Annotated in this window: 16 protein-coding genes; 9 read left to right on the forward strand and 7 right to left on the reverse strand. The window is 44.9% G+C overall.

Annotated elements, in window-relative coordinates; translation table 11 throughout:
- Window positions 1-155: 155 nt before the first annotated feature.
- Entirely contained in the window at window positions 156-776 is a 621-nt protein-coding gene (locus tag IEV39_RS07115) for a LysE family translocator (protein WP_005285113.1), read from the reverse strand.
- 152 nt (window positions 777-928) lie between these two features.
- Here IEV39_RS07115 and IEV39_RS07120 point away from each other — a divergent pair, with 152 nt between their 5' ends.
- The 3 genes from IEV39_RS07120 to IEV39_RS07130 all read left to right on the forward strand — a co-directional run bounded on the left by IEV39_RS07120 (window position 929) and on the right by IEV39_RS07130 (window position 5,818).
- Window positions 929-1,381, forward strand: a complete 453-nt coding sequence (locus tag IEV39_RS07120) for an Lrp/AsnC family transcriptional regulator (protein WP_005229861.1) — start codon at window positions 929-931, stop codon at window positions 1,379-1,381.
- A gap of 95 nt (window positions 1,382-1,476) precedes the next feature.
- On the forward strand, window positions 1,477-2,667 hold the full coding sequence (locus IEV39_RS07125; protein ID WP_005285110.1) for an efflux RND transporter periplasmic adaptor subunit: 1,191 nt from the start codon (window positions 1,477-1,479) through the stop codon (window positions 2,665-2,667).
- Window position 2,668: 1 nt separating this feature from the next.
- Window positions 2,669-5,818: an efflux RND transporter permease subunit gene (locus tag IEV39_RS07130; protein ID WP_005285107.1), complete on the forward strand. Its 3,150-nt coding sequence runs from the start codon at window positions 2,669-2,671 to the stop codon at window positions 5,816-5,818.
- 46 nt (window positions 5,819-5,864) lie between these two features.
- On the opposite strand, the gene IEV39_RS07135 is transcribed toward IEV39_RS07130, so the two are convergent.
- From IEV39_RS07135 to msrB, 4 genes are all read right to left on the reverse strand, one after another.
- Window positions 5,865-6,488, reverse strand: a complete 624-nt coding sequence (locus IEV39_RS07135; protein WP_005285104.1) for a LysE family translocator — start codon at window positions 6,486-6,488, stop codon at window positions 5,865-5,867.
- A gap of 72 nt (window positions 6,489-6,560) precedes the next feature.
- Entirely contained in the window at window positions 6,561-7,364 is an 804-nt protein-coding gene (locus IEV39_RS07140) for a helix-turn-helix transcriptional regulator (protein WP_005285102.1), read from the reverse strand.
- 66 nt (window positions 7,365-7,430) lie between these two features.
- On the reverse strand, window positions 7,431-7,919 hold the full coding sequence (locus IEV39_RS07145) for a glutathione peroxidase (RefSeq protein WP_005229853.1): 489 nt from the start codon (window positions 7,917-7,919) through the stop codon (window positions 7,431-7,433).
- Window positions 7,916-8,335, reverse strand: coding sequence for a peptide-methionine (R)-S-oxide reductase MsrB (msrB, locus tag IEV39_RS07150; RefSeq protein WP_005285097.1), 420 nt, complete (start codon window positions 8,333-8,335; stop codon window positions 7,916-7,918). Before msrB ends, IEV39_RS07145 begins: the two co-directional genes overlap by 4 nt.
- A gap of 241 nt (window positions 8,336-8,576) precedes the next feature.
- Here msrB and IEV39_RS07155 point away from each other — a divergent pair, with 241 nt between their 5' ends.
- Window positions 8,577-10,007 (forward strand): pyridoxal phosphate-dependent aminotransferase, encoded by a 1,431-nt coding sequence (locus IEV39_RS07155; protein ID WP_005285092.1) that lies wholly within the window; start codon window positions 8,577-8,579, stop codon window positions 10,005-10,007.
- 41 nt (window positions 10,008-10,048) lie between these two features.
- On the opposite strand, the gene IEV39_RS07160 is transcribed toward IEV39_RS07155, so the two are convergent.
- Window positions 10,049-10,951, reverse strand: a complete 903-nt coding sequence (locus tag IEV39_RS07160) for a tetratricopeptide repeat protein (RefSeq protein ID WP_005285089.1) — start codon at window positions 10,949-10,951, stop codon at window positions 10,049-10,051.
- Window positions 10,952-11,166: 215 nt separating this feature from the next.
- On the opposite strand from IEV39_RS07160, the gene dnaE reads away from it, so the two are divergent.
- The 5 genes from dnaE to IEV39_RS07185 all read left to right on the forward strand — a co-directional run bounded on the left by dnaE (window position 11,167) and on the right by IEV39_RS07185 (window position 19,549).
- Window positions 11,167-14,730 (forward strand): DNA polymerase III subunit alpha, encoded by a 3,564-nt coding sequence (gene dnaE / locus IEV39_RS07165; protein ID WP_005285087.1) that lies wholly within the window; start codon window positions 11,167-11,169, stop codon window positions 14,728-14,730.
- 13 nt (window positions 14,731-14,743) lie between these two features.
- Window positions 14,744-15,583, forward strand: a complete 840-nt coding sequence (locus tag IEV39_RS07170; protein WP_005285085.1) for an RNA methyltransferase — start codon at window positions 14,744-14,746, stop codon at window positions 15,581-15,583.
- Window positions 15,576-16,388 carry a serine O-acetyltransferase gene (cysE, locus tag IEV39_RS07175; RefSeq protein ID WP_005229844.1) on the forward strand — a complete coding sequence of 271 codons (813 nt, stop codon included), beginning with the start codon at window positions 15,576-15,578 and terminating at the stop codon, window positions 16,386-16,388. Before IEV39_RS07170 ends, cysE begins: the two co-directional genes overlap by 8 nt.
- 112 nt (window positions 16,389-16,500) lie before the next feature.
- Window positions 16,501-17,400, forward strand: coding sequence for an ABUW_2363 family tetratricopeptide repeat lipoprotein (locus IEV39_RS07180; protein WP_005229843.1), 900 nt, complete (start codon window positions 16,501-16,503; stop codon window positions 17,398-17,400).
- Between the two features lie 124 nt (window positions 17,401-17,524).
- Complete coding sequence (locus IEV39_RS07185; RefSeq protein WP_005285082.1) at window positions 17,525-19,549, forward strand: alpha/beta fold hydrolase; 2,025 nt, start codon at window positions 17,525-17,527, stop codon at window positions 19,547-19,549.
- A 49-nt stretch (window positions 19,550-19,598) separates the two neighbouring features.
- Here the strand turns inward: IEV39_RS07185 and ahpF are convergent, their stop codons facing one another.
- Complete coding sequence (gene ahpF, locus IEV39_RS07190; RefSeq protein WP_005285079.1) at window positions 19,599-21,164, reverse strand: alkyl hydroperoxide reductase subunit F; 1,566 nt, start codon at window positions 21,162-21,164, stop codon at window positions 19,599-19,601.
- Window positions 21,165-21,292 lie beyond the last annotated feature (128 nt).

Below are 21,292 nucleotides of genomic sequence, written 5' to 3' on the forward strand. Positions count from 1 at the left end.
ATGAGAATTAATACGTTTTACACTATTTTTTATCTATATGTGCCATTCCATAATTTCATGATTTTTTCAGTCTTAAACGGCATTAAAATTAACAGACTGAATTCAATCAATATAAAATTTAAAGCCATCTATTCTTAAGGAATTCCACTATTTCCTTAGCCAAGCTGTCCGATAAATAAAATGATCGAGATCATCACCATCAGGACACCAGAAACCCAACTCACAACTTTCACAGCCATTGGACGTGTTGCCAACAATTTATTGGCTGCAATTCCCACCAGCACATAAACGACTGCACAACTCAATAGATGAATCATACCCAGTAACATAATCTGGGTTGTGGGTGCAAAAGACATTTCAGGATGAATAAACGGCGGCAATAAAGCAAAAAACAGCAATAAAACTTTAGGATTTAACCCACTAATTCCAACACCTTTCAGCAACCACGAACGTGCCGAATCTAGTGTTTGTGTTTCATTATGATCACTGGAAATGGTGGCAGGATGAATCAATAAATTTGCACCCATCCATAGCAGATAACAGGCACCTAAAATCGTCATGGTGGTTAACAGTATTGGATAATGTTGCAGTAATGCACCGACTCCAGCAGCCACACACAAGATTGCAATAAAATGTCCCAGAATCAGGCCAGTTACCGCATTTAAGACAAAATTCCCCTTAATGCCTGCAAGAATGGCATAGGCCCAATCTGCACCCGGCGTTAACACAAATAAGATCGAAACACACCAGAAAGCAAAAATTACACTGAGTTCCATAAGCCAAGCCCTTCCTGCATCAGCAACGCTATTTTTAATCGCCTGCTTTTTCACCATTTGGTGAAGATTGTTGAGAAAGGATATGCTTTAATGGTGAAAATGTTATTCCAAATACTTCTATTTATTTAACGCCAACAGGGAGATTCTTCCAAGTGGACCGCATTGATAAGAAAATTATTGCTGAACTACAGGCCAATGGACGATTATCTATCACAGAACTGGCGGAACGAATCGGTTTAAGCCTGTCTCCTTGTCATCGTCGGGTCAAAGCTTTGGAAGAAAGTGGCGTGATCAAAGGCTATCATGCCGATCTTGAAGCCTCAAAAATCGGCCTTAATTTCTCGGCAATTATCTTTGTGACCTTAAAAGACGGAGATAAAACCGCCCTGTCCAGCTTTGAAGAAAAAGTCATCGACATTCCCAATGTCATTCAGGCACAGCGCTTATTTGGCAATCCGGATTATTTACTGCATGTGGTTGCAAAAGACCTGGCAAGTTTCCAGAAGCTCTATGATGACAGCCTTTCCGCCCTACCCAATGTGCAACGCCTGACCTCGACCATTGTCATGAAAAATGTGGTGTCTAACCGGCTTCTGCCTTTATAAAAAGGCATTATCCTCTTAGGTGAACCTAAAATGTATCAATGTGAATAAACTCACACTATACTTATTAGCCATCAAGACTTGATGACTATGGAAAGATGACTTCTCAAAATCCCAAGAAAATAAAGAAAAAGGGTTGGCTCATTTTAGCAATCGTGGTTGTACTTTTAATTATTGTGATTGTGGTTTGGCAGACTAAAACTGCTCAAAAATCTACAGCGACGAATCAGCAAAAAAATGCCGATACCACTGCACAAAAAGCTGCGCTGACCGTTACGGTGGTATCACCTCAACAGCAAAACTGGAAACAGACATTTACCGCCAATGGCAATATTGCGGCATGGCAGGAAGTAGTCATTGGCAGCGAACTCTCAGGCCAGCGTCTGACTCGGGTCAATGTCAACGTCGGTGATGAGGTACGACGTGGTCAGGTTCTGGCAGAGATTAACAGCGACACCATTCGTGCCGACCTTGCCGCAGCAAAAGCCAGTTATGCCGAAGCACAGGCAGTGCTTGCCGATGCCATGACCAATAATAGACGTATTCAGCAACTCAAAAATACAGGTGCAATCTCGGCTCAGGAAGCCACCCAATATCAAACCTCCCAATCCACTGCGCAAGCCAAGCTGGATGCAGCCAAGGCACAGATTGAAAGTAATCAGTTACGTTTAGCTCAAACCAGAGTGGTCTCGCCTGACAATGGGGTCATTTCGGCACGTTCTGCCACGGTCGGTTCTTTGGCCCAAACCGGACAGGAACTGTTCCGCCTGATTCGCGATCACCGCCTGGAATGGCGCGCAGAAGTGACCACCTCTGATTTGTATAAGCTCAAACAAGGCATGACAGCGCATATCATTTCACCCGATCCAGCTCAACCTGCCGTGACAGGTAAAGTCAGAATGATCGCACCCGTAATTGATCCACAGACCCGTTATGGACTGGTGTATGTGGATATTCCAACCACGCAGGCTGTACGCATGGGCATGTTTGTCAAAGGTGAATTTGATTTAGGCCAGAAAGCCGCATTAACCGTTCCGCAAACTGCGCTGTTGTTACGTGATGGTTTTTCTTATGTGTTTATTGTCAATGACAACAATCGTGTGACTCAACAGAAAGTCAGTGTGGGACGCCGTTTGGGCGATCGGGTCGAAATTTTAGATTTGGCCCCGAATGTCAAAGTAGTGTCTTCTGGTACAGGTTTCTTGGCAGACGGTGATCTGGTCAGTATTGCCAAAGACATTCCCGACACACCACTCACCAAACAACTTGTGACCACACAGGAGAAATGATATGAATTTCTCTGCCTGGTCGATCCGTAATCCTATTCCCGGCATCCTGTTATTTATCATGCTGGGTCTGGCTGGATTGTTATGCTTTAAATGGATGAAGATCCAGCAGTTCCCTGATATTGAACTGCCTATGGTCACGGTCACCGCTGCCCTTCCGGGTGCCGCGCCGCCACAACTTGAGACCGAAGTGGCGCGTAAAATCGAAAATTCGATTGCCACCCTGCAAGGACTCAGGAACCAGTACACCAATATTCAGGATGGTGTAGTGACGGTCACCGCAGAATTCCAGCTGGAAAAGCCCTTGCAGGAAGCGGTGGATGACGTGCGTAATGCAGTGTCGCAGGTTCGTTCCGATTTACCCGCTGATCTACGCGACCCCATTGTCAGCAAGATTAACCTGTCTGGCTCTCCGATTCTGACCTATACCATCCAGTCGCCAAAAATGGATGAAGAAGCACTGTCATGGTTTGTGGATTACGACATTGCCCGTGCCATGCTTCAGGTCAAAGGGGTCGGTGCAGTGGCACGTGTTGGCGGTATAACACGTCAGGTTGATGTTGAACTTGACCCTGAAAAACTCTTGGCACTGAATGCAACGGCGACCGATATTACCCGTCAACTGCGTTTAGTCCAGCAAGATGCTTCCGGTGGCCAAACCAAAATTGGTGGCAGTGAACAATCGATTCGGACCATTGCCACGGTTAAGACAGCAGATGAAATTGGTGCAATGGATATTGCCTTAAGTGATGGTCGGCATATTCGTCTGGATCAGGTGGCCACGGTTCGTGACGGGATTGCCGAAAGACGTTCAGCTGCACTGTTAAATGGACAACCCGTCATTGGTTTTGAAATCACCCGCAGTAAAGGGGCCAGTGAGGTTGATGTTCAAAAAGGTGTCGCTGAAGCACTAGATAAACTGAAAACGGCACATCCGGATATCAAGATTACCGAAGCGTTTAACTTCGTCAATCCTGTGGTTGACAATTATGAAGGCTCAATGTCGCTGCTGTATGAAGGTGCTATTCTGGCGATTTTGGTGGTGTGGTTATTCTTACGTGACTGGCGTGCCACGATTATTGCCGCAACTGCCCTGCCATTGTCCATTTTACCTGCCATGATCGGCATGTATTTCTTTGGCTTTACCCTCAATACCGTAACACTACTGGCCATGTCACTGGTGGTGGGGATTCTGGTCGATGATGCGATTGTAGAAATTGAAAATATCATACGGCATCTACGCATGGGCAAGACCCCCTATGAGGCTGCGATGGAAGCTGCCGATGAAATTGGTCTGGCCGTGATTGCTACCACTTTCACCCTGATTGCCGTATTCCTGCCGACTGCCTTTATGAGTGGCATTGCAGGGAAATTCTTTGTTCAGTTTGGCTGGACAGCAGCATTGGCAATTTTTGCTTCCCTCTTGGTTGCACGTTTGCTTACCCCGATGATGTCTGCTTATATCCTGAAACCGTGGATCGGCAAGGTCGAACAACAGGACGATGCTTCAGATGCCAAAACGGCGGCAGACCAAGGCACAGCCCGTTTAGCCCAAGACCGCGCCAAAGATGGCAAAGTCATGCGTGGCTACATGCGTCTGGTGACCTGGTGTCTCAATCATCGCTGGATCACCTTAGGCGGTGCAATTGCCTTCTTTATTGCCTCGGTCATGTTGATTCCCTTATTACCGACAGGATTTGTGCCGCCCCCTGATACAGGTCAAACACAGGTTCGTCTGGAGCTAACACCCGGTTCTCAATTCGGGGATACCCTTAAAGCTGCCGAATATGCACGCAACCTGATTAAAGACCATCCTGAAATCAAAAGTATCTATACCACCATTGGTGGCGGTGCTGCAGGATCAGATCCGTTTTCAGGTGGCGCATCGAGTGAACCGCGTAAAGCCACCCTCACAATTCAGACCACCGAACGCTCTGACCGTAGTGCCAGTTTGCAAGACATTGAAGATGAACTGCGCCAACGCCTTGCCCCACTTCCTGGTGCACGTATACAGGTCGGGCTTGCAGGTAACAATAGCCAATATCAGATCGCACTGTCTGGGGATGATCCAGATACACTCATGGCAACCGCACGGAGCCTTGAACGTGAATTACGAACTGTTCCCAATGTAGGAAGTATCACTTCAAGTGCTGCCCTGATTCGTCCCGAACTGGTGATTCGTCCAGACTTTGCCAAAGCAGCCGATTTAGGCGTCACTACCTATGATATTGCAGAGACTTTGCGTATAGCGACTGCAGGTGATTTCGACCAGAATCTGGCCAAGTTAAACCTGTCGCAACGTCAGGTTCCTGTGGTGATCAAGCTACCGCTATCCGCACGTCAGGATCAGGAATTGATGAAACGCCTAATGGTCAAAGGCAGTCATGGACCTGTCATGTTAGGTACCATTGCCGATGTCAATATTGAAAGTGGTCCATCGCAGATTGACCGCTTTAACCGCTTACGCAACATCAACTTTACCATCGAGCTGAATAATCAGCCGCTGGGTGATATCGCCGCAAAAGTTGACCAGCTTCCAACCATGAAGAATCTGCCACCGACGGTGAAACGTACCAATATTGGTGATGCCGAAGTCATGCAGGAACTGTTCTCCAGCTTTGGACTGGCCATGTTAACCGGCGTATTGTGTATCTATGTGGTGCTGGTGCTGTTATTCAAAGACTTCCTGCAACCGATTACCATTCTGGTGGCCCTACCGTTATCACTTGGCGGTGCATTTGTGATGCTGCTATTGGCAAAAAGCAGTTTTTCGATGCCAAGCCTGATCGGTCTGATTATGTTGATGGGGATCGCCAGCAAGAACTCGATTCTACTGGTCGATTACGCCATTATTGCCAGAGATGAAAAACATTACTCCCGCTTCAATGCCTTGCTGGATGCCTGCCATAAACGGGCACGTCCGATTATCATGACCACGTTGGCCATGGGTGCAGGGATGTTGCCGATTGCCTTAGGCATTGGTACAGACCCAAGTTTCCGGGCTCCAATGGCAATTTCGGTGATTGGCGGCTTGATTACCAGTACCTTCTTGTCCTTACTGGTAATTCCGGTGGTATATACTTTTATCGATGATATTAATCGCAAAATCCACAGTTTCAGGAAAACCCAGCCTCCATCGATTGAACCCTCTTAATAGGTCGGAGTTAAAAAAGGCGGTCAAATGATCGTCTTTTTTATGCTCAGGATAATATTAGTGCCAGCATAAAAAAGATAAAACTGCCGCCCGCCAGATAATACAAATAATGCATCTGCTGATTTAACCATGATAGATACATGGTTGCGCTCATCAATTTCACCATCGCCAGATTCCAGATCAGCACCACGCCCACCATCCAGCCACAGACCAGAAGGTTTTGCATCAGATTGTATTGAGGATAGATCAGGATCACCAACACCGAATAAAACATCAGGTTCTTGGGATTGAGCAGACTCGAACCCAAACCCAGTAAAAAGTGCCTAAACGGTGCTTTTTTTGGTGGTCCGGCATCATGTTCCGGTTCGGTTTTAGTCAATATCCGTGCAGAACGTGCAGCGCGAAAACATTGAACTGCCAGATAAGCCAAATAAAGCACACCCAACCATTTCATGACGACCAGTAGTTCGGTATTGACTTTGCCCAGCAAGAACAGACTGCTATAAATCACCAGCAGAATAATGGCATTCCCCAGTGCAATCCCCATACACGTCAAGCGTGCTGCCTTTATTTGGCTTTGCATCAAGGTTTTTAAAATTAAAAAGAAATCAGCCCCAGGCGTCAGCAAAGCAATAAAATGCGTCACAACAATAGTTAAAAAAAGCTCCATAGCCTCTCTCCAGATGAAGGAGAGCCAGCTTAAAAAAACTTAAAGCTTTATTCTTGTACAAAATTGCGAGCACTAGGATTTTTTAGCATATTGTTTTGGGGTAACCCCCGTATATTGTTTAAATACACGATGAAAATGACTTTGGTCCGTAAACTCTAACTCATGTGCCAGCTGGGCCAGATCACAGCCCTGACGCAAACGTAAACGCGCCTGATTGACCTTTTGATTTAATTGATAAGCATGTGGGGTTAAACCTAAATATTGTTTAAACAGCCGGATCAATGCATAGCGACTGATCTGTAATTCATCAGCCAGTTGCTGGAGCGATAAATCCTCAATATCACTCGCCAGACACTCGATCAAACGGGGTAAATACGACTGAAAATAACTTGCCTCCTCAATATTTTCCCAATGAAAATTCGGTATGAGCATTTCGGTCAAAATCTTAATTAAGTATTGTTCTTTTTCTAAGCGTGAAATCTGAGGATCAAATAACAACTGATTTAATGCAGTAAATGCAGTGTAAAGATGGAGGTCATGGAGAATTGTAGGTCTTAATTGCGGCACATAGGAGGTGTTTAAATCCAAGTGCAGACCCATTTCCTGTTGAAGCTCATCAAGCAGCCCAGCGAACCATGTTGCATCAAGATGCATCATCTGGTAACTCCAGGCCTGTTGTGGTAAAGGATTACAAGCATGCTCCACATGGGCTGGAATAACCACGATGCTACCCGCCTGAATCAACTGTTCGGAAGCAAAAGAACTGGAAAAATGACTCTGCCCCGCATCAACAGCCCCGATTGAAAAGGTAGGATGGCTATGCGATTTATAACAGATCCGGCTTTGACATGCCCTACGTGTTTCAACGTAAGGCATGTCAGGATGGCTCCAAAACTCAACGCTTGAGTTCAAAATAACTTAAACCTTTAACCTGTATCCCGATCATTTCTGCGCTAAAGCTTTTTCAATATCTGCTTCTAAGGCCTCTGGTTTAGTGGTTGGGGCATAACGCTCCAACACCTCACCATTACGGCCAACCAGAAACTTGGTGAAATTCCATTTGATATTACGACTACCCAAAAGCCCTTTTGCCTCACGGGTTAAATAACGGAAAATCACATGGGCTTCAGGTCCTTTGACATCTACCTTGGCAAACATGGGAAAACTGACACCATAATTACGCTGGCAAAAGGTCCCGATTTCTTTATTGGTTCCCGGGTCCTGTCCTCCAAACTGATTGCAAGGAAATCCTAATACTTCAAGTCCCTGAGATTTATATTTTTCATAAAGTTTTTCTAATCCGGCAAACTGCGGGGTAAAGCCACACTTACTTGCAGTATTTACAATCAGCATGACCTTGCCTTTATAATCAGCGAGCGCTTTTGTTTCTCCCTCTAACAACTCAGCTTCAAACTGATAAATGTTACTCATGGATAAGTTTCCTCGTCATTCTTCTCATCTGTTTTAAGTTGTAATGATGCCGAATTCACGCAATAACGCAGTCCTGTCGGCTGTGGGCCATCCTCAAACACATGGCCCAAATGTGCATCGCAATCATGGCAGACAATTTCTGTTCTGACCATACCATGCGATAAATCTTCATGTTCTTCTATTGCAACACTATCAATCGGCTTAAAGAAGCTTGGCCAGCCACAGCCGCTATCGTATTTTGTATCGGAAGAAAACAATTCCGCACCACAACAACGACACACATAGGTACCCTGTTGCTTGTTATTCCAATATTGTCCTGTAAATGCGGGTTCAGTGCCTTTTTGACGGGTGATGCGATATTCCTCTGCGGATAACTCTCTTTGCCATTCTCGGTCTGTTTTATTCACTTTTCCCATAACCTGCACCTTTTATTCTGATGTTAAAAATATCTTGATGATCAGATTTTATATTTACGCCATTCGCAAAAAAAACTCTAGTCTCAGATCGTATAATTTGTTGAAGTTTAAGCATCCAAACCTAAAAATAGCAAAAAGAAAGCAAATTAAATTTTAACAGTAAGCAAATTTTAACAATATTGTCTTTTGCGTGAGCAAATATAGTGATATTCTTGTTTCGCACGGTTGTATAGGACAAGAAATGTCTCAGAAGAAAAGTGTAGTGTTCCAGAACTTATTACCAACCATCAGACAATATCAACAATCGGGTTTTACCCATGAAAAGATTGTTGAATTGCTGAGAGATCAGCATGATCTCAATCTGGTCACAGTGGAAACCTTTAAAAGTTATTTATACCGATATGCAAAAGTGAATCCTGCTATGTCTAAAAGTACAGTTGTTCCCCAGTCTCATCCATCAAGCCGAGAAATTAAAAAATCATCTAAGCTTGAGCATGTTTGTTATGACATCCGTGGACCTGTACTACGAGCCGCCAATGAAATGGAGGAGCAAGGACACAAGATTATCAAACTGAATATCGGTAACCCTGCCCCGTTTGGCTTTGAAGCCCCTCAAGAAATTATTAATGATGTCGCTTTAAACCTGCCGAATGCGATTGGCTACACCGATTCAAAGGGGATCTTCCCTGCACGTAAAGCCATCTGCCAGTACTACCAGCAGAAAGGCATCTTCGATATGCATGTGAATGATGTCTATGTCGGCAACGGCGTGTCTGAACTGATCGTGATGGCCATGCAAGGTCTGCTGGATGATGGCGATGAAATGCTGGTACCGATGCCCGACTATCCGTTATGGACAGCAGCGGTAAATCTTTCTGGCGGTACCGCAGTTCATTATAAATGTGATTCGGAGAACTACTGGTATCCAGATATCGCGGATATGGAAAGCAAAATTACGCCAAATACCCGTGGTATCGTGATTATTAACCCGAACAACCCGACCGGTTCTGTTTATCCACGCCATGTATTAGAGCAAATTGTGGCATTGGCGAAAAAGCACGACCTGATTTTATTTGCTGACGAAATCTACGACAAAATTGTGTATGACGGCATTGAACATGTCGCTGTCGCAGCATTGGCTGACGATCAATTGTGTATTTCATTCAATGGCTTGTCAAAAGCCTACCGGATTGCCGGTTATCGCGCGGGCTGGATGGCAATTACAGGCAATAAAGCACGTGCTGCAGACTATATCGAAGGTCTGGATATGCTGGCTTCAATGCGCTTATGTGCCAACCACCAAGCGCAATATGCAATTCAAACAGCCTTAGGCGGTTATCAGTCGATTAATGACTTGATTCGCCCGGGTGGACGTTTATATGAGCAGCGTAATATTGCCTGGGAAATGCTAAATGAAATTCCTGGTCTCAGTTGTGTGAAGCCTGATGGCGCAATGTACTGCTTCCCTAAACTTGATCCAGCGGTTTATCCAGTTGAAGATGACGAAAAACTGATGCTGGATCTGCTAAAAGCTGAAAAAGTATTATTGGTACAAGGTACCGGCTTTAACTGGCCAACACCAGACCACTTCCGTGTGGTGTTTCTGCCTGCAGAAAATGAGCTGCGTGAAGCAATCAATCGCCTCGGTCGCTTCCTGGCAAAAATGCGTTAATAAAAAAATCCCCCTCTCAATAAAGGGGGATTTTTTTATATTTATTCCGATGCATTGTTCTCGCTTTGAGCTTCCCGCCATATCCTTTCATATTCTTGCGATTTTTTTAGGTTTTTGGCCAGACCGAAACCACCAGTTTTATATAGACGCGCAAGTCCCTGCCAGCCATCCTCATTATCCTGCTCTAAGGCGCGTTCATAAAACTCGGCTGCCTTTTTATAATTTTTAATGATTCCTTCACCATACTCATACATCAGTCCTGCACTAAAAGAAGCAAGACCGGATGCCTCAGAAGCCAAGCTAAATAACCGCAAAGCCTCTTTATTATCTTTCTCGACACCTCCCGTCCCTTCAATATAAAAAAAGGCCAAGGCATTCATTGCCGTAGCGTCACCTTGCTGAGCAGCCAACTGTAAATAGTGTCTTGCCTTCTCAAGATCTTGCGGCAGACCTTTCAGCCCTGCCTCATACATACGCCCTAACGTCGTCTGAGCCACATCAAATCCGGCATCTGCAGCTCGCGTAATCCATTCCACGCCCTTTTTAAGGTTAGTTACCACCCCGTCTTCATCAGAAAGATAAAGATAACCCAAACTATATTGTGCTCGTAATTGCCCTTTTTCTGCAGCTTGGGCAAACCATTTCATGGCAGTCAGGTTATCTTCTTCAATACCCTCTCCCAGATCATACATATAACCGACTTGGTACATTGCATCCGCATTTCCTTGTGCAGCAGCTCTTTTAAACCACGTCAAGGCTTCATCATAATTCCATTCTAAGCCTTCAGCAAAATAGTAGGCTTTGGCCAGCTCATATTGCGCATTCACATCACCAGACTGAGCCTGTACCATTAAAGCTTGTCGGGCTGGCGCGACATCGGCATAAGATAAATTTACCCAACTGCTGGTCAACAATATTGCAAGCACAATATTTTTAAATCTCATTATCTAACTCATATTGCTATATTTTTATGCGATCACATTCTAGCGATAAAACCAATGATGTAAATCGATATTGATATATGTAAGGAAATCAAAAACTAATTTTTATCTTTTCAGCGAAATAACAAAGCAAAGATACGGTTTGCCAAAATATTAAGCATGCCATTTTCGGTTTGCATGCTAAACTATGCGTTGGTTTGAAAAAGGATAGTCCTTCTATGCGGTTTGTTCATCTCGGTATCCATACAGAATTCTCGATCACGGAATCGATTGTTCGCATACCTGATTTGGTCAAGGCTGCCGTAAAAGATGAGATGCCTGCGCTGGCACTCACAGACTTATCCAACCTGCATGCCGCAGTAAAATTTTATGAAGCCTGCCTAAAAAAAGGCATTAAACCGGTTTTAGGCAGTGTCATTCGCCTTAACGATGCCGAACATCGTGCCACCCTGCTGGCCATGAGCAATACCGGCTGGCGTAACCTGACTGAAATCGTGTCTCGCGGTTTTATCGAAGGCCAACAGTTAAGTATTCCATGCGTACAAAAAGAGTGGATACTTGAACAGGCTGAAGACCTGATTGTCATGTTAGGTCAACATAGCGATGTGGGCAAAATGCTCTGCTCTTCCAATCCACAAAAAGCTGAACCTTTACTGGAAGCATGGATTGAGAAGTTTGGTAATCGCGTTTATCTGGCCTTAACCCGTACTGAACGTGTCGGTGAAGAAGATTTTATTCAGCAAGCCGTAAAACTAGCCGCCAAATATCAGATTGGTGTTGTTGCCCATAACGATGTTCACTTTGTTGAGCAAATAGATTTTGACGCGCATGAAGCACGTGTCTGTATTGCGGATGGTTATGTCCTTGGCGATGCTAAACGCCCCAAAAACTATAGCCCTGAACAATATTTTAAAACGGGCGAACAAATGTCTGAGCTGTTTTCAGACATTCCGAGTGCGATTGAAAATACTTACCATATTGCAAAACGTTGTAATGTCGCTTTACAGCTCGGGACTTATTTCTTACCTGATTTCCCGATTCCAGATGGCTATACCATCGACACCTATTTCGAGCATTTGTCTCGTGAAGGTTTAGAAGAACGTTTAAATGTACTTTATCCAGTTGCTGAACGTGACGAAGACTGGGCTGAGATTCGCAAACCGTATGATGAGCGAATCAAATATGAAGTCGACATTATTCTCAAGATGGGATTCCCGGGTTACTTCCTGATCGTCATGGACTTCATTCAATGGGCCAAAAATAATGGCGTGCCTGTCGGTCCGGGCCGTGGTTCAGGTGCAGGCTCACTGGTTGCGTATAGCTTAAAAATTACCGATCTTGACCCACTCCGTTATGACCTGCTGTTTGAACGTTTCTTAAACCCGGAACGTGTCTCGATGCCCGACTTTGACGTCGATTTCTGTATTGCAGGTCGTGACCGTGTAATTGAATACGTGGCACAAAATTATGGCCGTCAAGCGGTTTCACAGATTGCCACCTTCGGTACCATGGCGGCCAAAGGTGCGATCCGGGATGTGGCACGTGTCTTGGGTAAATCTTATGGTCTGGCTGACCGTATTTCCAAAATGGTACCGACCAAGCCACTGGGTGTTGATCTGGCCACTGCGATTGATATGGAACCGCAGCTCAAGGATATCGTCACCAACCCGTCCAATCCGGACAACGATGATGCTGCCGAAATCTGGGAAATGGCACTCAAGCTGGAAGGGATTACGCGTAATACTGGTAAACATGCCGGCGGTGTGGTCATTGCACCGGGTAAAATTACCGATTACTCGGCAGTGTTGTGTGATCCTGATGGGACCAACCGTGTTGCACAATATGATAAGGACGATGTTGAAGCCGCAGGTCTGGTTAAGTTCGACTTTTTGGGCTTACGTAACCTGACGGTAATTGAAGATGCCGTTCAGAATATCAATAAACGGATCAAATCCGAGATCCCCCTAAACATTTCCAATGTCCCTTTAGACGACAAAGATGCTTATCTGGTGTTTGCTGAAGCAAATACGACTGCGGTATTCCAGTTTGAATCCGTCGGCATGAAAAAGATGTTGAAGGAAGCACGACCAAGCAAATTTGAAGAAATTATTGCCTTCGTTTCCTTGTATCGTCCGGGTCCGATGGACCTGATTCCCGACTTTATCCATCGTATGCATGGCGGAGAATTCGAGTATCTTCATCCGCTACTTGAAGGCGTGCTAGAACCGACCTACGGGATTATGGTTTATCAGGAACAGGTAATGCAGGCTGCACAGTTCTGTGCAGGCTATACCCTTGGTGGCGCAGACTTACTTCGTCGTGCCATGGGTAAAAAGAAACCAGAAGAAATGGTTAAACAGCGCCAGATCTTTATTGAAGGTGCTGCGAAAAAAGATATTGATGAAGCCACCGCCAACCATATCTTTGACTATATGGAAAAGTTCGCAGGCTATGGTTTTAACAAATCGCATGCCGCAGCCTATGCTCTGGTTGCCTATCACACGGCCTGGTTAAAAGCCCATTATCCTGCTGAATTTATGGCGGCGGTTTTATCTTCGGAAATGCAGAACACCGACAGTATCGTGTTCCTGATTGATGACTGCCGTAATAACAAACTCGAAGTACTGCCACCTTCAGTGAATATGTCTTTGTATCATTTCCATGCCAGCGATGAAGCCACCATTGTCTATGGTCTAGGTGCCATTAAAGGTGTCGGTGAGCAGGCCATGCAATCGGTCATCGACTCACGCATCAATGAAGGTCCGTATAAGGACTTATTCGACTTCTGTCATCGTATTGATTTGAAAAAGATTAATAAACGGACTCTGGAAGCCCTGATCCGTGCAGGTGCGCTGGATTGTCTCGGTATTGAACGTTCCAGCTTGATGGCACAATTGCCAGAAGCCGTACAAGCAGCCGAACAAGCGCGTAGTAACCGTGAAACAGGAATTATGGACTTGTTTGGTGAAGTTGAAGAAGTTCAGCGTAAACCGGCCAAACCGGTCAAACCGTGGTCAGACGAAGTTCGTCTTAAAGGTGAAAAAGACACACTGGGTCTCTACCTCACAGGTCACCCGATTGATGTCTATCGTCCTGAATTAAAATCATTCATTTCAGCAAAACTGAATGAGCTAACACCGACACGTCGCGGTGTGACCACTGTTTTTGCAGGTTTAGTGGTCGATATTGCCAACTTCCCGAACCGGATTATGATCACACTGGATGATGGTACAGCCCGTGTCGAAATCAGTTGCAACCACGAGCGTTTCCAGCGCTATAAAGAGGTGGTTCGCTTAGAACAAGTCGTGGTGATTGAAGGTGAAATCTACGAACGTGAAGGTTTTGACCGTCCAATGGCACGCTTAAGCAAGGCATTCAGTCTAAATGAAATTCGCCAGAAACGTGCCCAAAGCATTCAGGTTCGCTTGGCTCAAGAGCTGATGAGCAAAACGCTGGCGAAAGACTTGCAGGCCATTCTTCTACCTTATTGTAATGTGGATATGTGCCAGCATATCGGACTGCACATCCAGCTTGAACAGAGTTTTGCAACTGCCGAGCTACAACTTGGCCCACAATGGAAAGTTGCACCACTGGATGAGCTGCTCAGCAAGTTGCGGGATTATTTCGGTAAAGAAGCCATTGCGATCGAATATCAGGTGAAATCTAAAGCGGCCAGAGTGGCTGAAGCGCCTAAAGTGGCAAACATCGCACCGCCGCCGGATAATATGTCAATGGATGAAGCGCTTGATCTCTATCAGGCAGAAGTCTCTCAATACTCTTAATTCTGGATAATATATGAACCAGTTTGACTCAAATAACGTGTCCAAACATTTGGATCATGTCCGTATTGTCATGGTCAATACCACCCTACCCGCCAATATTGGTAGTGCATTACGTGCAATGAAAACCATGGGCTTATCCAAGCTGGTACTGGTTGCACCGAAAACCTACCCGCATCCCGATATTGATGCTTTGGCAGCGGGTGCACAGGATTTGATTGCACAAATTGAAATTGTTGAGACTTTAGAACAGGCCATTCAGGATTGTCATATTGTATTCGGCACCAGTGCCCGTAGTCGTACTATTCCATGGCCATTGCTTGATGTCCGGCCTGCGGCAAAAGAAGCCTTACAAGCGGCTAGCAAAGCACAACATATTGCCATCGTGTTTGGTCGTGAAGATCGTGGACTGACCAACGAAGAACTGGCCTTGGCCAATTACCACTTAACCATTCCGGTCAATCCTGAGTATGGCGTGCTGAATGTCGCACAAGCCATTCAGGTGGTCTGTTATGAATTAAGAATGGCTGCACTTGAACAAAATACTCAAGTTACAGATACACCAGATGACCATATGCAACTGAAACAACAGCAAAGCATGGAATGGGATGAACCGCTGGTGACACAGCAACAGATGGAAGAATTCTATCCTCATCTGGAAAAAATGCTGACTGAAATCGAGTTTTTGGACCCGAATAATCCGCGTTTATTGCCATTACGCTTGCGTCGTTTATTTGGCAGGATACAATTAGATCGTATGGAGTATCATTTATTACGCGGCATCTTCAGTCGCGTTCAGGCACTGGCCAATGGTTCATGGAAAAAAACAAACACGGAGGATCGTTCAAATGATTAAACAGCTTAAAGAAGATATCGAGGCTGTGTTTGCGCGTGATCCTGCGGCTCGAAACACGCTGGAAGTGCTGACCACCTATCCAGGTATCCATGCGCTGATCATGCATCGTATGGCACATGAATTGTGGAAAAAAGAATATAAGGGTACGGCACGCCTGCTTTCTTCATTTAGTCGCTTTGCTACTGGTATTGAAATTCATCCGGGTGCAAAAATTGGCAAACGTTTCTTTATCGATCACGGCATGGGTGTGGTGATTGGTGAAACCGCTGAAATTGGTAATGATGTCACGCTTTATCATGGCGTGACCTTAGGCGGCACCACCTGGAATAAAGGCAAACGCCATCCAACGCTGGAAGATGGTGTGGTGGTGGGTGCTGGCGCAAAAATTCTGGGACCGTTTACCGTGCATAAAGGTGCCAAAGTCGGTTCAAATGCGGTAGTAACGAAAGAAGTGCCTGAAAATGTGACTGCGGTTGGTAACCCTGCCCGATATATCTTCAAAGATAAAAGTCAGGTTGAACAGGATGAAGTCAGTCGCCGTGACTATGCTGAAAGTATTGGCTTCCAGCCTTATGCCACCACTCAGGATCAGTCTGATCCTATTTTAGAAGGTATTCGTGTCCTTCTGGACCGTATGCAAAAAAATGAAAAGCGGATGAATGTGCTGTGTCAGCGCCTGTCGGAACTGGATCCGAGTTTCGCTCCGCAAAGTTCTAAAAATCAACCATTGAGTAAAGAAGAACTGAAAATTATTGAAGAAGTTAGACGTGAGTGCGAAGCACAGAACAAAACTTCGGCAACATAAGCAGATATATAAGAAATGTAACAAGCTTATCATTGCAAGTTGGTTTTGCTTTTCCTAGACTGGTGAAACCAACGATCTACTTCTCATTTAACTAAAATTAATGGATGTAAGCATGAATTTTAAGCCTTTGGCATTACTTGTACTTTCAACTTCTTTTTTAACCGCTTGTGGCGTCGCCCCTGTCAAAAAAGATAAAGCTTCTGAGCCATTTGTATTCAAAGAGCCAGAACCGACCGCACCGTTCTATGCTTTAAATCCAATCAAATATGATGCGCCGCCAAGCTTTGAAGTTGCACTTAAAGATGCTGCAGCCCAGCCGGTGACTAAAATGGTGGTGTCATTACAGAATGACCCGTCAAAAACAACCACATTAGATATCAATAAACTGATCGTTCCGACCATCGACAGTAAACAACGTAATGTTAAATATGCGGTTCTTGCTGGTGAAAACGAAGTCGACGTGACCGAGATTGATGACTTCTTACAACTGGTTGAAGGCAAAGCGCGTCACTATCCACCTCGCTTCCCTGACCGTCAAGAACGCAAGGGCTATGAAGCCAAGTTAAAAGAAACCACGCAAAAACTGGATGCTTTGGCAGAAAAACCAAATGCGTCTATTGATGTTCTGACACGTGCTTTTAAAGCAAGTGTAATGGCACGTAATATGGATTTGGGTACCGCTTATACCACCAAATCCTTGAACTATGCGCAACGTATTCTGGCAATGAACCCGAATGATGCTGAAACAAACTTCTGGTTCGGTTTTGGCCTGTCTGAAGGTGGCGGTCAACGTGAAGCGATTCCTTATTTAGATAAGGCGATGAAAGGTGGTGTTCAGGAAGCTTATCTTTCTGCTGCCAACAATTATCTCTGGTTAGAGCAAAAGAAAAATGCGCTTCAAACCTTAAAGAACTACAAAATCAATTACCCAGATGAAGCTGAAGTCACTGATCGTCTGATCAAGGAAGTTGAATCTGGAAAACGCTGGAATGTGTGGCAAGTATTGAACTAATTACTCGCCCGTGTTGTATTGAAAAATAGACTGTCGTGTACAGTCTATTTTTTTATGGATGATTGAAAAAACATTCGATTTTCGTATTATAGCTACCAACTCCCAGCCAACTTGCTGATTTATAATGCTAGCATTTACCCCGAATCAACGTTTATTTGCGATTAGCCTACTCAGTGCGATGGTAATGAGTGGCTGCCAAGTTGTCAGTCTGAAACAGCAAGACCTGAATGTCACGATTGCGAACGAGCGTAATAGTATTCTGACCCAGAAGAAATTGAGCGAAGCCAGTCTCAATGTGTTGTCAATGTCAGGCAAAGAAGCAAAAGTCTGCATGCAGACACCAGATGAATGTATTGCAGATCTGCATAAAATTCCGCAGATTCAGGATGAGCAGCTGTTATCAACTTCCAGTGAATTATACCTTTCCAAAGCTATGAATCTGTCTGACTCGTCTGAATGTAAAGTCAGCAAGCTCAGCAAACATAAGGGTGAAGAAGAACAAAAAACAATTCAGAAAACCTATGAACAGTGTCTGGATCAAGAGCTTGAAGCCCTCGATAAGAGCATCCGTTATAGTTATGCTTATTTATTTAAAACTGCTCGCCAGCCGCAAGAGCGTATTTTCGATAACAGACAAGTTCAGATCCGGGATTTCTATAATCAGGCCTTGACCAAGCTGGTCAATGTCCATAGCTTAAGAAATCCGGCTAAAACCATTACCCCGACCATTAAAATTGGTAAAAGTACCTATACCATTGATATCCAGTCTTATCAGCGCTTGCAAAACATGCAGCTTGAAAAGTTTATTTCCAGCTATAACATGAACTTTTCCGGCTTAAGAGCGATTAACCGTCGGGATGGTTTCGGCTCGGATTTCGTTGCGGTATTCCCTTCCTCAGAGAATGCTGCCCACGGAGACAATAAATATATTCTTGATCCGTTAAGCTTTGACTACCCCAATGGTGTTAACCCGAACATTCATAAAGCCCGTTATCTGGCTGCCACCATTATTGCTCAACCCAAGAATGCGGCTGCAACGATCAATGATGTTTTAAATAATCCAAACTTTGAAGTCAAAGTTTATGATCCCTATAGTGTCGAGAAAGTAAGTATTGCTGGAAAAGAATATTCACTGGCAGCCAATTTCTCTGCACCCTATGGTCTATGGTTAGCTGAAAACAACTTAGGCACTGCTGCCTACCTAACTTTGATTGACCGCGATCAGCATCTAACCATGCCGCATCTCTACATGCTTGAACCTTATAATCCAAACAAGAAAGTGATTGTACTGGTGCATGGTCTGGCCAGTAGTCCTGAAGCCTGGATTGCGGTGACTAACGATATTATGGGCGACCCTGTATTACGTGAGCATTATCAGGTCTGGCAAGTGTTCTACTCCACCAATATGCCGATTCTGGAAAGCCGTTTTCAAATCTATGCCCTGTTAAAGCAAACCTTTGCTTCACTGAACCCGAAAGATGCAGCTGCACAGGATGCAGTTTTAATCGGTCATAGTATGGGTGGGATTATTAGCCGGCTTTTAGTGAGCAATGCGGATATTTCCAAAGAGGCATTGACCATGATGAATAGCCGCCAGCAGGCACGTTTGCGCAAACATCCGGTGATTGGCGAGCGACTGAAAATGGAACCGATTGCCAATTTTGATCGTGCCATTTTCCTGGCCTCCCCGCATCGTGGTACAGATTACGCCGATCGCTGGTTTACCTTGGCAGCCCGAAAGATTATCAAGCTCCCTGCGACGTTCTTGACCACTTTGGCGGATACACTTACTAGCGATGACATGGACCTTAAGGAGTTTGTTAAAACCCTGACCAATGACGTGATCCAGAATGGCCCAAGCGATCTGAGTAAAAAATCCAAATTTATGGAATTAACCGCTACCATTCCGCCAGAAAAAGGGCTGGTTTTCCATTCCATTATGGGAAATGTCACCAAAAGCAATGATCCAGAGGTTATCACCGATGGCATTGTGCCTTATAAAAGTGCCCATCTGGATGGTGCGGTATCGGAAAAGATTTTCACTGGCGGTCACTCTATTCAGGAAACACCTGAAGCCGTATTGGAACTTCGCCGTATTTTACGTGAACATCTGGTCGATCATGGCTTATATAAACCGACTAAAAACTGAACCCAATAAAAAAAGCCCCAAATCATTGGGGCCTTTTTTATCAGATTATTTAGACACCTGAACGGATCATATAATCAAAGGCAGACAGTGAGGCTTTGGCACCTTCACCGGTAGCAATGATAATTTGCTTGTACGGCACGGTCGTACAGTCACCTGCAGCAAATACACCCTTGACGCTGGTTTCGTTACGATCATTAATCACGATCTCGCCACGGTTGCTCAACTCAACCGCACTGTTCTTTAAGAAATCGGTGTTTGGCAACAAGCCGATCTGTACAAAGATCCCTGCCAACTCAACTGTATGTTCAACATCAGTAGCACGGTCTTTATATTTCAATGCCGTCACCTGAGCACCATCACCAACCACTTCGGTACTCAATGCATTCATGATCACGGTGGTATTTGGCAAGCTGTTTAACTTGTCTTGTAACACCTGGTCGGCACGAAGTTTGGTATCGAATTCAACCAGTGTGACATGTTCAACAATACCGGCAAGGTCAATCGCTGCTTCTACACCCGAGTTACCGCCACCAATCACTGCAACACGTTTGCCTTTGAACAAAGGACCATCACAGTGCGGGCAGTAAGCCACACCACGGGTACGGTATTCGGCTTCACCCGGCACATTCATCTCTCTCCAGCGTGCACCAGTTGAAAGAATGATGGTTTTCGATTCCAGCTTGGCACCATTTTCCAGTTCAACTTCAACCAAACCATTTGCGGTCTGATCTGCACCTGTGATCTTGCTGACACGTTGCAGGTTCATGATATCCACGCCGTATTCACGGACATGTGCTTCCATGTCCTGAGCAAACTTAGGACCGACAGTTTTTTGCACCGTAGTGAAGTTTTCAATGTCCATGGTATCCATCACCTGACCGCCAAAGCGTTCAGCCACAATACCGGTCTTGATGCCTTTACGCGCTGCATAGATTGCCGCAGTACCACCGGCAGGCCCACCACCAATCACCAACACATCAAATGCATCTTTGGCATTGATAGCCGCTGCATCTTTCTCAGCTGAATGGGTATCTAATTTGGCCACGATTTCTTCCAAAGTCATACGACCCTGACCGATATGTTCATTGTCCTGGAACACCATTGGTACGGCCAAGATTTTGCGCTCTTCCACTTCATCCTGGAAGAAAGCACCATCAATCATGGTTGCGGTGGTGTTCGGGTTGTTGATTGCAATCAGGTTAAGTGCCTGCACCACATCTGGACAGTTGTGGCAGCTTAGTGACACAAACACATCAAAGTTGGCAGTCAGGTTGAGGCCTTTGATCTGGGCTAAGACTTCATCAGAGACTTTTGGCGCATAACCCGATACTTGCAATAATGCCAGAATCAAAGAGGTAAACTCATGGCCCATTGGCAAGCCAGCAAAGAACACACGCGGTTGTTCTCCCGCTTTGGCGACACCGAAGCTAGGACGGCGAGCGTTTGAACCGTCAAAACGCGCCGTAACCTGATCAGAAAGTTCTGCGATTTCGGTCACCAGTTCTTTGATTTTCTCTGCTTTGTCTGAGTCATCCAAAGCAGCAACCAGTTCGATCGGACTTTCTAAACGTTCTAAATAAGCTTTTAATTGAGTTTTAATATTTTGATCTAACATGTATTTCTCCAAACCCTAAGACTTTTAAATCGGTCAATTCATTCAATAAGGCTATATTACGTAAAAATGATAAATAGGTAAAACAGTATGTTTTTATGAGTTCAATCGAATAAATCTATCAAAAACAA

Source organism: Acinetobacter courvalinii (assembly GCF_014635545.1).
Taxonomy (GTDB): Bacteria; Pseudomonadota; Gammaproteobacteria; order Pseudomonadales; family Moraxellaceae; genus Acinetobacter; species Acinetobacter courvalinii.